Origin of the sequence: Amycolatopsis dendrobii (genome assembly GCF_014145675.1) — a bacterium.
GTDB lineage: Bacteria > Actinomycetota > Actinomycetes > Mycobacteriales > Pseudonocardiaceae > Amycolatopsis > Amycolatopsis dendrobii.
The window spans coordinates 521,127-533,658 of record NZ_JACGZW010000001.1 but is presented as its reverse complement, the minus strand read 5'-3'; the positions used below and the strand labels follow the sequence as shown (position 1 = coordinate 533,658).

13 protein-coding genes are annotated in these 12,532 nt (G+C 70.1%); 8 read left to right on the top strand and 5 right to left on the bottom strand.

Features of this window, described 5'->3' with window-relative positions; all coding sequences use genetic code 11:
* Positions 1–70: 70 nt before the first annotated feature.
* The 5 genes from H4281_RS02355 to H4281_RS02335 all read right to left on the bottom strand — a co-directional run bounded on the left by H4281_RS02355 (position 71) and on the right by H4281_RS02335 (position 4,076).
* Positions 71–433 carry a YciI family protein gene (locus tag H4281_RS02355; RefSeq protein WP_182889191.1) on the bottom strand — a complete coding sequence of 121 codons (363 nt, stop codon included), beginning with the start codon at positions 431–433 and terminating at the stop codon, positions 71–73.
* A gap of 70 nt (positions 434–503) precedes the next feature.
* Positions 504–1,232: an SRPBCC family protein gene (locus H4281_RS02350; RefSeq protein WP_182889190.1), complete on the bottom strand. Its 729-nt coding sequence runs from the start codon at positions 1,230–1,232 to the stop codon at positions 504–506.
* A complete protein-coding gene (locus H4281_RS02345; RefSeq protein ID WP_182889189.1) occupies positions 1,225–1,827 on the bottom strand; it encodes an ArsR/SmtB family transcription factor in 603 nt (200 codons plus the stop codon). Before H4281_RS02345 ends, H4281_RS02350 begins: the two co-directional genes overlap by 8 nt.
* A 33-nt stretch (positions 1,828–1,860) precedes the next feature.
* Positions 1,861–2,754: an alpha/beta fold hydrolase gene (locus tag H4281_RS02340; RefSeq protein ID WP_182889188.1), complete on the bottom strand. Its 894-nt coding sequence runs from the start codon at positions 2,752–2,754 to the stop codon at positions 1,861–1,863.
* On the bottom strand, positions 2,754–4,076 hold the full coding sequence (locus H4281_RS02335) for a M20/M25/M40 family metallo-hydrolase (protein WP_182889187.1): 1,323 nt from the start codon (positions 4,074–4,076) through the stop codon (positions 2,754–2,756). Before H4281_RS02335 ends, H4281_RS02340 begins: the two co-directional genes overlap by 1 nt.
* A 266-nt stretch (positions 4,077–4,342) precedes the next feature.
* Here H4281_RS02335 and H4281_RS02330 point away from each other — a divergent pair, with 266 nt between their 5' ends.
* From H4281_RS02330 to H4281_RS02295, 8 genes are all read left to right on the top strand, one after another.
* A complete protein-coding gene (locus H4281_RS02330; protein ID WP_182889186.1) occupies positions 4,343–5,203 on the top strand; it encodes a TetR/AcrR family transcriptional regulator in 861 nt (286 codons plus the stop codon).
* On the top strand, positions 5,203–6,096 hold the full coding sequence (locus tag H4281_RS02325) for a beta-keto acid cleavage family enzyme (protein WP_182889185.1): 894 nt from the start codon (positions 5,203–5,205) through the stop codon (positions 6,094–6,096). The genes H4281_RS02330 and H4281_RS02325 overlap by 1 nt, the downstream gene beginning before the upstream one ends.
* On the top strand, positions 6,089–7,030 hold the full coding sequence (locus H4281_RS02320) for a 3-hydroxyacyl-CoA dehydrogenase NAD-binding domain-containing protein (RefSeq protein WP_182889184.1): 942 nt from the start codon (positions 6,089–6,091) through the stop codon (positions 7,028–7,030). Before H4281_RS02325 ends, H4281_RS02320 begins: the two co-directional genes overlap by 8 nt.
* Entirely contained in the window at positions 7,023–7,448 is a 426-nt protein-coding gene (locus H4281_RS02315; RefSeq protein WP_182889183.1) for a thioesterase family protein, read from the top strand. Before H4281_RS02320 ends, H4281_RS02315 begins: the two co-directional genes overlap by 8 nt.
* Positions 7,449–7,530: 82 nt before the next feature.
* The gene (locus H4281_RS02310; protein WP_182889182.1) at positions 7,531–9,123 is read left to right on the top strand and encodes an ABC transporter substrate-binding protein; all 1,593 of its coding nucleotides are present in this window, start codon (positions 7,531–7,533) and stop codon (positions 9,121–9,123) included.
* The gene (locus tag H4281_RS02305) at positions 9,120–10,076 is read left to right on the top strand and encodes an ABC transporter permease (RefSeq protein ID WP_037805897.1); all 957 of its coding nucleotides are present in this window, start codon (positions 9,120–9,122) and stop codon (positions 10,074–10,076) included. The genes H4281_RS02310 and H4281_RS02305 overlap by 4 nt, the downstream gene beginning before the upstream one ends.
* Entirely contained in the window at positions 10,073–10,969 is an 897-nt protein-coding gene (locus H4281_RS02300; RefSeq protein WP_182889181.1) for an ABC transporter permease, read from the top strand. The genes H4281_RS02305 and H4281_RS02300 overlap by 4 nt, the downstream gene beginning before the upstream one ends.
* Positions 10,966–12,531 (top strand): ATP-binding cassette domain-containing protein, encoded by a 1,566-nt coding sequence (locus H4281_RS02295; protein ID WP_182889180.1) that lies wholly within the window; start codon positions 10,966–10,968, stop codon positions 12,529–12,531. Before H4281_RS02300 ends, H4281_RS02295 begins: the two co-directional genes overlap by 4 nt.
* Position 12,532: the final 1 nt, after the last annotated feature.

Genomic DNA, 12,532 nt, shown 5'->3' with positions numbered 1-12,532 from the left:
GGGAATGCGTTGCCGGGATGGGCTTTCTCGCCGTCATCCGGGAATCATGGCACTCCGGACAGCCGGTGGCTCACCCTTCTTCGCGGCTCGTCACCGGCCGGACCTCCACCGCGCTCATGCCCGGACCCAGCGGCCAGCTCGCCGCGACCTCGACCGCCTCGTCCATGTCGGCGCACTCCAGCAGGATCACCGAACCGACGACCTCCTTCAGCTCCACGTACGGCCCGTCGGTGACCACCGGTTTCCCGTTCGCCCCGGACCGCACCGTCTTCGCGGTCTCCCGCGGCTGGAGTTCGACGCCGTTCCCGACCTTCCCGGCGGGCTGCCAGCGCTCGAACCACGCGTAGATCCGCTGCATCGCGTCCTCCTCGTCCGCCGGGGACAAGGCGGCCCATTCGCGGTCGTCGCCGCAGATCAGCATCGCGTACTGCACGGTTTCTCCTCCTGGTCGGAAATTACTCTCGACCGGATGACGAACGGGCGGCCCCGGTTTTCGACAAGGCTCAGCCGAGCGCGGCCATCCACTCCGTCCACTTGGCTTCCTCCGCCGCCGCGTCGACGTCCGGCGCGACGATGTGGTGCGTCGCCACCAGCGGTCCGCGGAAGCCTTGCATGAAGCAGAAAAGCCCCTCGCCGGTGCGGATCCCGACGGTCTGGTCGTTCACCGCGTACACCACGCCGTCGGCCCCGGCGAGCCGGACTTTCGCGCCCGCGGTCACCTGTTCGACGCCCACTGCTTTCGCCAGCGCAGCCCACAAAGCGGGCCAGTCCGTGACGACTCCCGGCCCGAACGCGGTGACCGGTTTCGCCGTCCGGCCCGGGAAGTGCCGCACGAACTCCACCAGGTTGCGGAAGAACAGCGCGCCGCCCGCCTGCATGGCCTCGAACTCGTCCGCCCAGTCGTCGCCGGGCAGGAAGCCGCTCGTTACGCAGCGGATGACCGAACTGCCGCCGTCGCGACCCTCGACGAGGAATTCGTAGGCGATCCGCCGTCCGTCCGGCTCCGGTTCGCCGCCGTAGGCCAGCCGGTTCGGCGGGTCCCACGCGGTGATCGCGTGCGTCGGCTCGTAGGCCGCGAACGCGCCGCGCACCGCACCGCCGGCCCCGCCTTCGACCTCGTTGCGGCCCATGAACCACGAGTCGATGCCGGGCCCGGTCGCGATCGCCGCCCAGACCTCCTCCGGCTCGACCGGGACCTCGGCGACGTCGATCTCCCGGAATTCCTTACCCATCCTGGTCTTCCTCCCCCATCGGCACGCTCGGATGCACCGCCAGCACCACCCGGTGCGCACGGCCGTTCTCGGCTTTCTCGTCGTGGTACTTCCCGACCAGCGTGGTCACCGCCGTCGCCAGTTCCTCCGCGAACGCCGCCCGGTCGGCCGCCGAAGCGAACCGGACCTCGCCGTCGAGCGCGAAGGTGGCGACGCGCTTCTTCGCTTTCGCCGCACCGGTGATGAGGATTCCGACGTCGCGCACCAGCCGTCCGGCGACCGCCAGCAGCCAGCGCGCGGACAGCCGGTCCGGCGACTGCGCCGGGTCGGGCTGCACGGCCGCGAGCGCGGACGGCGAGATCACGTACGACGCCGCGGTCGCCCGCATCATCCGCTCCGTGACGTTGCCCTTGCGCCGTTCCTCGACCAGCTCTACGAGCCCGTGCTTCTCCAGCGCGCGCAGGTGGTAGTTGACCTTCTGCCTCGGCAGGTCGACGCGGGCGGCCAGCATCGTCGCCGAGGCGGGCTGGGCCAGTTCGGCGAGCAGCCGGGCCCGGACCGGATCCAGCGACACCTCGGCCGCGGCCGCGTCCTCGATCACCGCAACGGGAAACATGCGTTCCATCGTCGCGCCTGAACACTCAGATTGTCAAGACAGGTTTTGTTGTCGGTAGACCTCGTGCACCACCGCGGCGATCCGCGGCACCACCTGCGCCGCGGCCTCCAGCGGCACGACGTGCCCGACGCCGGGCAGCACCACGGCGTATCCCTGGGCGAGCCCGCGCACGAACTGCTCGACGTCGGCGGGCGCGACGATCCGGTCCCGCTCCCCCACGATCGCCGTCACCGGCAGGTCTCCAGCCAGCGACAACGCTGCTTCACGCGCGTAGGCGTCGAGCGCCGGCCGGAACTGCGCGACGGTCTGCGGCCAGTTGCCGCGGATCATCTTCACGGTCAGCTCGACGAGGTCCGGGTCGGGATCGTCGCCGAACAGCCACCAGCGCAGCCCGGCGCTCACCGCGCGGCTGGTGTGCTCGCGGAACACGCCGTACAGCTTCGCGCCCAGCACCATTTCGAGGTCCTGCGCGAGCTTGCCGAGCGCGTTGGGCCAGGCCGCGGACGCCTCGGTGGCCAGCCGTCCGGACGACGTCGACAGCAGCACCAGGCCGCCGACGCGCTCGGCGAACAGCACCGGATGCCGCTGGGTCAGCGACATGACGGCGAGCCCGCCCATGTCGTGGCCGACGAGCACGACGCGCCCGCGCGGGACGGCCCGCTCGATCACCTCCGCGAGGTCGTCGGCGAGGCGCCCCATCGTCGCGGCGCCGCGCGCGGCCCGGCCGGATTCGCCGTGCCCGCGGTGGTCGTAGCTGACCACCGCGAGCGGATGCTCGACCGCGTCCGGCAGCACCGGGGCGATGCGGCCCCAGCTGCGCTGGTCGAGGGCGTAGCCGTGCAGCAGCACCACGGTCACGGCCGCCGCCGGGTCGCCCCTGCGCACGAGGTGCAGGGGCGTGCCGTCGGCCAGCCGGAACCCGGACATCAGGACGAGCGGAGGAACCGGTCCAGCACGCGGACGCCGAACTTCAGCGCGTCGACCGGGACGCGCTCGTCCACGCCGTGGAAGAGCCCGGAGAAGTCCAGGTCGGCGGGCAGTTTCAGCGGCGCGAAGCCAAAGTTGCGGATGCCGAGCTGCTGGAAGGACTTCGCGTCGGTGCCGCCGGACAGCATGTAGGGCAGCGTGCGCGCGCCCGGGTCCTCGGCGAGCACGGCGGCGGTCATGGCGTCGACGAGAGCCCCGTCGAACGTCGTCTCGACCGGCGGCAGCTCCATCCACTCCTTCTCGATGTCCGGCCCGAGCAGTTCGTCCAGCTCGCGGTCGAACGCCTCGAGCCGCCCCGGCAGGATCCGGCAGTCGACCGCGGCCTCGGCCACCGAAGGAATCACGTTCGACTTGTAACCGGCGGTGAGCATCGTGGGGTTCGCGGTGTCGCGCAGAGTCGCGCCGATCATCCGCGAGATGTTGCCCAGCTTCGCGACCGCGCCTTCGATGTCATCCTCGGGAAAATCCCAGCCGGTGATCTCGGTGACTCCCGCGAGGAACTCGCGCACGGAATCGGTCAGGACCAACGGGAACTGGTGCTGCCCCAGTTTCGCCACCGCTTCGGACAACTTGGTGACCGCGTTGTCGCGGTGGATCATCGACCCGTGGCCCGCCGTGCCGCGCACGCGCAGCTTCATCCAGCGGATGCCTTTCTCGGCCGTCTCGATCACGTACGCGCGGACGTTGTCCTTCAACGTGATCGAGAACCCACCGACCTCGCTGATCGCCTCGGTGACCCCCTCGAACAGTTCGGGCCGGTTCTCCACCAGCCACTGCGCCCCGTACTTGCCGCCCGCTTCCTCGTCGGCGACGAACAAGAACACCAGGTCGCGCGGCGGGACGATATTGTTGATCTTGTAGTGCCGGGCCAGCGCCAGCGTCATGCCGACCATGTCCTTCATGTCGACCGCGCCGCGCCCCCACACGTACCCGTCCTGGACCGCCCCCGAGAACGGGTGCACCGACCACTCGGCCGGATCGGCGGGCACGACGTCGAGATGCCCGTGAATCAGCAACGCCCCGCGGCCGGGGTCGGCCCCCGGCAGCCGCACGATCACGTTGTGCCGGTCCTTGCCGCCGGACTCGACGTAGGTGATCTCGTACCCGGCGTCAGTCAGCTTCTCCGCGACGTACTCGGCCGCGACCCGCTCGCCCACGAGGGTTTCGGGGTCGCCGGTATTGGTGGTGTCGATGCGGATCAGCTCGCTGGTAAGCGTGACGGCCTCGTCCGCGGCGGCGTCGATCAAGTTCGGTTGGGTCACCGGCCATTCCTATCATCCGCGGCGAGGAGACGCCGCCGTCCCGGCGAGCGGAACCAGCACCGGGCCGTCAGAGCAGCACCAGCGGACAACCCGGACCGCAGCCGACGCACTCAACCGCCGAGGCACCCGCCCCTCCCCCGCACCGACTGATCCGCCAGTCAACCCAAGATCGCAACTCCCTTTCACAAAAAGAAAATCAAATGCCGTTACACCCCCAAGCCTCCAAGAGTTGCGATTTTCGCAACCCGCAACTACGGTCCCACCCCATGGACGAAACAGACCGGCTGAGAGAACGGGTCCGCCAGCTGATCCAGTCCATGCCCGTCCCCCAACGCGAATTCGCCGCCGCCATCGGCCTGGACCAGACCAAGCTCTCCAAGGCCCTCAACGGCGCCCGCCGCTTCTCCCCGCACGAACTGGTCCGCGTGGCCGAATACTCCGGCGTCACCGTGAACTGGCTGCTCAACGGCAGCGACGACGCCAAAACCGTCACCGCCGTCCCCGCCCCCGCCGCGGGAACCGCCAGCGACCCGGACGACCTGGCCCACTCCGAACCACGACGGCGAATCCTCGAAACCGCCTGGCGGCTCATCGCCGAACGCGGCTATCACCGGGTGCGCATCGCCGACATCGCGCAAGCCTGCGGCACCAGCACCGCGGCCATCCACTACCACTTCCCCACCAAAACCGAAGTCCTCGACGAAGCGTTGCGGCGCAACGTGAAGCTCGCTTTCGACCGGCAGGTCGCCGAGCTGCACGCGGTGCCCGGCGCGCACGACCGGCTGCTCAAACTGGTCGAACTGCAGCTGCCGACCGAGGGCCTGCTGCGCGCCGAATGGTCGGTGTGGCTGCAGGTCTGGAACGAGGTCGCGCTCGACCCGCGGCTGCGTTCGCTCTACACCGATTCCTACGACCGCTGGTACCAGACCATTCTCATGACCATCCGCACCGGCCAGGAGCAGGGCGTGTTCCGCCTGGCCGACCCCGAGGCCGCCACCGCCCGGCTCACCGCGCTGATCGACGGCCTCGGCATCCAGGTGCTGACCGGGCGCCCCGGCAGCACGGTGGGCGCGATGCGCGCGCACCTGCACGACTTCATCGACCGCTCGATCGTCCAAGGAGCCTGATGAACCACGAGGTCATCGTCACCTGCGCGCTCACCGGCGCGGGGGACACCACCCGCCGGAGCCCGCACGTCCCGGTCAGCCCGGCGCAGATCGCCGAGAGCGCCGTCGAGGCCGCCCACGCGGGCGCGGCCGTGGTGCACATCCACGTGCGCGAGCCCGAAACCGGAGCCCCGTCGCGAGACGTCGCGCTGTATCGCGAGGCGGTGCGGCTGGTCAAAGAGTCCGGTGTGGACGTCGTCGTCAACCTCACCGCGGGCATGGGCGGCGACCTGGTCATCGACGCCGAGGACCCGCTCAAGCCGGTCGACGGCACCGACCTGGTCAACGCGCACGACCGGCTCCCGCACGTCGAAGAACTGCTGCCGGACATCTGCACGCTCGACTGCGGTTCGCTGAACTTCGGCGAGGGCAACCAGCTCTATGTGTCCACTCCGGACATGCTGCGCACCGGCGCGAAGCGCATCCAGGAGCTGGGCGTGAAGCCCGAACTGGAGATCTTCGACACCGGCAACCTCTGGTTCGCCACGAAAATGGTGGAGGAGGGCCTGATCGACCCGCCGCCGCTGTTTCAGCTCTGCATGGGCATCCCGTACGGCGCGCCGCCGGACCCCGGGCTGCTGCAAGCGATGGTGCACCTGCTGCCGGAAGGCGCGCAGTGGGCGTCGTTCGCCATCGGACGCGACCAGATGCCGTGGGTCGCGCAGTCGGTGCTGCTGGGCGGGCACGTCCGGGTCGGGCTGGAGGACAACCTTTACCTGGCGCGCGGCGTCAAGGCCACCAACGGCCAGCTCGTCGAGCGCGCGGTGGACATCGTGCAGAAGCTCGGCGCGGACATCGCCACCCCGGACCGGGCGCGCGAAATCCTGGGACTCAAGGAGCGCGTGCATGCCTGAGACCACTGTGGACACTGTCGCCTGCATCGGGGCCGGGGTCATCGGCGGCGGCTGGGTCGCGCACTTCCTGGCCCAGGGCTTCGACGTCCGGGCCTGGGACCCCGCGCCGGACGCAGCCGAGAAGCTCGAACGACTCGTCGACGCGGCCTGGCCCGCCCTCACCGAACTGGGCCTCAAGCCCGGTGCGAGCCGCGACCGGCTCACCGTCGCCGCGACGCTCGCGGAAGCCGTCGACGGTGCGGGCTTCGTGCAGGAAAGCGCGCCGGAAGACCTGGCGCTCAAGCAGAAACTGCTCGCCGACATCGACGCCGTCACCGCGCCGGACGTCGTGATCGCCTCCTCCACCTCCGGCTACGGCATGACCGAAATGCAGGTCGCCGCGAAGACGCCGGAACGGCTCGTGGTCGGGCACCCGTTCAACCCGCCGTACCTGATCCCGCTGGTCGAGGTCGCGGGCGGGAAGCTCAGCGCGTTGTGGGCGGTCGAGCAGGCCGCCGCGTTCTACCGGCGCGTCGGCAAGTCCGTGATCACGATGGACCGCGAGGTGCCCGGTTTCATCGCGAACCGGCTCCAGGAAGCGCTGTGGCGCGAAGCCCTGCACATGGTCGCGAACGGCGAGGCGACGGTCGAGCAGATCGACCTCGCGATCACCGACGGCCCGGGCCTGCGCTGGCCGGTCCAGGGCCCGATGCTGACGTTCCATCTGGCGGGCGGCGAAGGCGGCATGGCGCACATGCTGGACCACTTCGGACCGTCGCTGAAGTCGCCGTGGACGCGGCTCGAAGCGCCGGAGCTCACCAAGGAACTGCGCGACGCCGTGGTCGCCGGCTGCGACGACGAGGCGGACGGACGGACGATCGCCGACCTCGTCGCCGAACGCGACCGGGCGGTGATCGCGATCCAGCGCGCGGTCGGGCAGGCCCGCCGTGGCTGAGTACCGCGACCGGGTCCGTCCAGAGTGGATCGACTACAACGGCCATCTCTCCGAGCCGTACTACGTGCTCGTCTTCGGGGACGCGACCACCGCGCTGATGGACATCGTCGGCCTCGGTCCCGGCTACCGGGAGAGAACCGGGGCGTCGCTGTACACAGTGGAGGCTCACGTCCGGTACCTGCGCGAAGTCGGCGCGGACGCCGAACTCGAGGTGACGACCTCCGTGCTGTCAGCCGGCGCGAAAAAGGTGCGGCTGTGCCACGAAATGCGCGTCGGCGGCGAGCTCGTCGCGACCGAAGAGCTGATGTGCCTGCACGTTTCCGGGGGCCGCGCGACGCCGTTCCCCACCGAGGTGGCCACCGCGCTCGACACGCACCTCGCCCCGGTCCCGGACTACGCGGGACGCGCCATCGCCTGATCCCCTCCCCCCACCGTCTCGTGAGTGGCAATCGCGGTTCTAACCGGGATTGCCACTCACGAGACCCGCTCGAAAGTCACCCATGGAAGCCCGATGTAAACCGACCAACGTTTCCCGCCGCCGATTCCTCACCACCGCGCTCGCCGGCGCCGCGCTCGCCGGCACCGCGCCCCTGCTGGCCGCCTGCGGCTCCACTGTCGCCGCGGCCGTGCCCTCCGGGCCGCCCAAACGAGGCGGCACCCTCCGCGTCGGAGTCACCGGCGGAGGCGCGTCGGACACCCTCGACCCGCACATCCCCGCGACGAACCCGGACATCGCCCGGGTGCTCAACCTCTACGAACCGCTCCTGCTGCGCGATCACGACTACCGGCTGCGGATGCTGGTGGCCGAATCGCTGAAATCCTCGCCGGACGCGCGCACCTGGACCGCCGTGCTCCGGTCGGGCATCCGCTTCCACGACGGCCGCCCGGTGACCCCGGCCGACGTCGTCGCGACCTTCCGCCGGATCACCGACCCGAAGGACCCGAAGAGCGGCGCGGCCGGGCTGACCATGCTCGGCGAGGTCGCCGCCACCGGCGACCGGACCGTCGAATTCCGCCTCACCTCCCCGAATTCCGGCTTCGACGACCTGCTCGGGCAGTACAGCCTCGGCATCGTCCCGGCCGATTTCGACGTCAAGCGCCCGATCGGCACCGGCCCGTTCAAAGCCGACACGTTCACCGCCGGGCTGCAGAGCACCTTCGTGCGCAACGAGCACTACTGGCGGCCGGGCCAGCCGTACCTGGACCGGCTGTCGCTCATCAACTTCGCCGACGACGACGCCCGGATCAACGCCCTCCTCTCGTCCCAGGTGGACGCGATCGACCAGGTCCCGGTCGCGCTCGTGGACGTGCTCCGCAGCGATCCGCGGATCCAGGTGCTGCGGTCGGAAACCGGGACCTGGCTGCCGTTCACCATGCGCGTCGACCGGCCGCCGTTCGACGATGTCCGGGTGCGCCAGGCACTGCGCCTGGTGGTCGACCGCGAGCAGATGATCAACCAGGTGCTCAGCGGGCAGGGCCGGGTCGGCAACGACCTGTACGCGCCCTTCGACCCGGCGTACAACCGGCAGCTGCCGCAGCGGAAGCAGAACATCGCCGAGGCGAAACGGCTGCTCGCCGAGGCGGGCAAGCCGAATCTCGACATCGAACTGGTCACCGCGCCGATCCAGGCCGGTGCGGTCGAGGCCGCGCAGGTGTTCCAGCAGCAGGCCAAGGCGGCCGGCGTGAACGTGCGGATCCGGAAGATCGACACCACCACGTTCTACGGCGAGAACTACCTGTCCTGGGATTTCGCGCAGGACTTCTGGTACACGCGCAACTACCTGCCGCAGGTCGCGTCCGGCGCGCTGCCGAAAGCGCCGTACAACGAAACCCATTGGAACGACCCGGAATTCACCGATCTTGTCACGCGGGCGAGCGCCACGGTGGACCCGAAGGCGCGCACGGAGCTGCTGCACCGGGCGCAGCAAATCGAATACGAACGCGGCGGGCTGATCGTCTGGGGGTTCGTCGACCAGGTCGACGCCTACCAGTCCTACGTGGCCGGATTCGTGCCGGACCGGACCGGGATCTCGCTGTCGGGCTACCAGTTCCGCCAGGTCTGGCTCGGCACGGCGGAAGGAGGCGCGGCATGACCCGGCTGATCCTCAAACGGCTGCTCGTGAGCCTCGTGGTGCTGTGGCTGGTCACCCTGCTCGTGTTCGTCGCGACGCTGCTGCTGCCGGGCGATCCGGCGCGGGCGATCCTCGGCCAGCAGGCGACTCCGGAGCGGATCGCCGCGCTGCAGCACCAGCTGCACCTCGACGAACCGGTCTGGCAGCGCTATCTCTCGTGGCTGGGCGGCCTGTTCACCGGTGACCTCGGCACGTCGACCTCGACCCAGGGCCCGGTCACGACGCTGCTGGCGGACCGGGTGTCGGCCTCGCTCGTGCTGCTCGTGCTCGCCGCGGTGATCGCCACCCCGCTCGGGCTCGCGTTCGGCACCTGGACCGCGATGCGCCGTGGCCGCGCCAGCGACCAGGTCGTGTCCGGCATCAGCCTGGTGATCGCCGCGCTGCCGGAGTTCGTGATCGGCGTGGCGCTGATCGTTCTCTTCGCGACGACGGTGTTCCGCGTCCTGCCTTCCGTCACCCTCACGCCACCAGGCGAAGCGGTATGGGCACAACCGAGTCAGCTCGTGTTGCCGGTGCTCACGCTGGTGCTCGTCGTGACGCCGTATATCACGCGGATGATGCGCGCGACGATGAGCGAAGTCCTCGACTCCGGGTACGTGGAAATGGCGCGGCTCAAGGGAATGCGCGAGCGGACGGTGCTGCTGCGGCACGCCCTGCCGCACGCGGTCGGACCGGTCGCGCAAGTCGTCGCGATCCAGCTCGCGTGGCTGGCCGGCGGCGTCGTGGTGGTCGAATTCCTGTTCCGCTACCCCGGCATCGGCCAAGCGCTGATCGACGCGGTCGGCAAACGCGACGTCGCGGTCGTCCAGGCGGTGACGCTGCTGATCGCCGCGGTCTACATCGTGGTGAACCTGCTGGCCGACGTGATCGGCATCCTCGCCGATCCCAAGCTCCGGACGGAGGCAGTGCGATGACCGCGGTCGAAGAAGAACAGGTGGTGCCCGCCGTCCCGGAGACACCGGCGCGCGCGGCCGGGCTGATCCGCACCGCTTGGGCGTTCCCGCAGGCCAAGGTCGGCACCGTGCTGGCCGGAGTCGTGATTCTCGTGGCTCTGCTCGGCCCGTGGCTGGGGCCGGTCATCACCGGGCACACCACGACGGACTTCGCCGGAAAGCCGTTCAAACCGGACGGTCTGATGGGCACCGACGGTCTCGGCCGCGACGTCCTCACCCGCTTCCTGGCGGGCGGCACGACGCTGCTGCTGTACGCCGTCCTCGCCACCGCGCTCGGCATCGTGCTCGGCGCGCTGCTCGGCATGATCGCCGGGTACGGCGGCGGCTGGCTGGACAGCCTGCTGATGCGCGGCAACGACGTCCTGCTGTCGTTCCCGCAGCTGGTCATCGCGCTGCTGGCGATCGCGGTGATCGGCCCGAAGGGCTGGCTCCTGGTGCTGGTCATCGGCCTGACGCACGCGCCGCGGACCGCGCGGGTCGCCCGGCAGGCGACGGTTTCGGTGCGCAACCACGACTACATCCGCGCGGCCGAGATGTACGCCGTGCCGCGCAGCCGGATCCTGCTGCGCGAGATCCTGCCGAACATCACCGGCCCGCTGATGGTGGAGCTGGGACTGCGGCTGACGTATTCGATCGGATACATCGCCTCGCTGTCGTTCCTCGGGCTCGGCATCCAGCCGCCCGCCGCGGACTGGGGCCTGATGATCAACGAGAACCGGATTGCGCTCGTCGTGCAGCCGTGGGGCGTGCTGCTCCCGGTGGCCGCGATCGCGGTGCTGGCCGTCGGCACGAACCTCGTCGCCGACTCGCTCGCCTCGGCCGCGGCCGGGCGGACCCGGGAGGTTCGCGCATGACGAAAGCGCTGGAGGTGACCGGGCTGGCCGTGCGCACGACGGCGGGCTGCCCGGTGCTGCATTCGGTGTCCTACGAGATCGCTCCCGGCGAGGTCCTCGCGCTCGTCGGGGAATCCGGCTCCGGCAAGACGACCGCCGGACTGGCCGCGCTCGGCCATTTCCGCCGCGGGCTGGCGTCCGGCGGCGGCAAGGTGGTGCTGCGTCCGCGCGACGGCGAACCGGTCGACGTCCTGACGCTCGACGACGCCGCACGCCGCCAGCTGCGGGGCAACGCCGTCGCGTACATCCCGCAGGACCCGGCGTTGTCGCTGAACCCGGCGTTGCGGGTCGGCCGGCAGATCGCCGAGGTGCTGGAAACGCACGGTTACGCGGGTGCGGCGGACGAGCGCGTGGCCGAGGTGCTCGCCGAGGTCGGATTGCCGTCCGACGAGGCCTACCAGCGGCGATACCCGCATCAGCTGTCCGGCGGGCAGCAGCAGCGGGTCGGGATCGCGATGGCTTTCGCCTGCCGCCCGAGCGTCGTGGTGCTGGACGAGCCGACCACCGGCCTCGATGTGAAGACGCAAGCTCTGGTCCTGGAAACGGTCCGGCAGCTGACATCCGAGCACGGTGTCGCGGCCCTCTACATCACGCACGACCTCGCCGTCGTGGCACAGCTCGCGGACCGGGTTGCCGTGATGTACCAGGGAGATCTGGTCGAATGCGGCGAAGCTGATGACGTGTTGCGGCGGCCGAAGCACGCATACACGAAGCGGCTCCTCGCTGCGGTGCCCGACCTCGGTGCGGAGCCGGGCGCTGCGCCCCCGCCGGACGACGCGGTACTGGCCGCCCGCGACATCCGGGTGTCCTACGGACAGCAGAAGGTGTTGCGCGGCATCGACCTCGCCGTGACGCGCGGCGAAAGCGTGCTGCTGCTCGGTGAGTCCGGTTCCGGCAAAACCACGCTGTCGCAGTGCATCGCTGGGCTCAATCGCGGTTTCACCGGCACCGTCGCACTCGAAGGAACCCCGCTGGCTCCGGCGGCCCGGCAGCGCAGCACCGACGAACTGCGGCGGATCCAGTACGTCTTCCAGAGCCCGTTCTCGTCGCTGAACCCGCGCAAGACGATCGCGCAGTCGATCGAGGTCCCGTTGGTGCGCTTGACGTCCCTCTCCCGCACCGAGCGCCGGAAGCGCGTCGCCGAGACCCTGGACCGGGTCCGGCTGCGGCAAGACCTCGCGAACCGCCTGCCGGACCAGCTCAGCGGCGGCGAACGGCAACGCGCCGCGATCGCCCGCGCGCTCGTCACCACGCCGGACGTGCTGGTGTGCGACGAGGTCACTTCAGCGTTGGACGTGTCCGTGCAGGCCACCATCGTCGAACTGCTCGGCGAACTGCGCCGGGAACTCGGCATGGCGATGCTGTTCGTGACGCACAACATCGCCCTCGCCCCGGAGGTGGCGGACCGGATCGCGGTCCTGCGCGGCGGCGAGATCGTCGAGGAAGGCGCCGTCGAAGCGGTGCTGAACTCCCCGTCGCACGAGTACACCAGCGAACTTCTCGCTACGACGCCGAGGCTGTGAG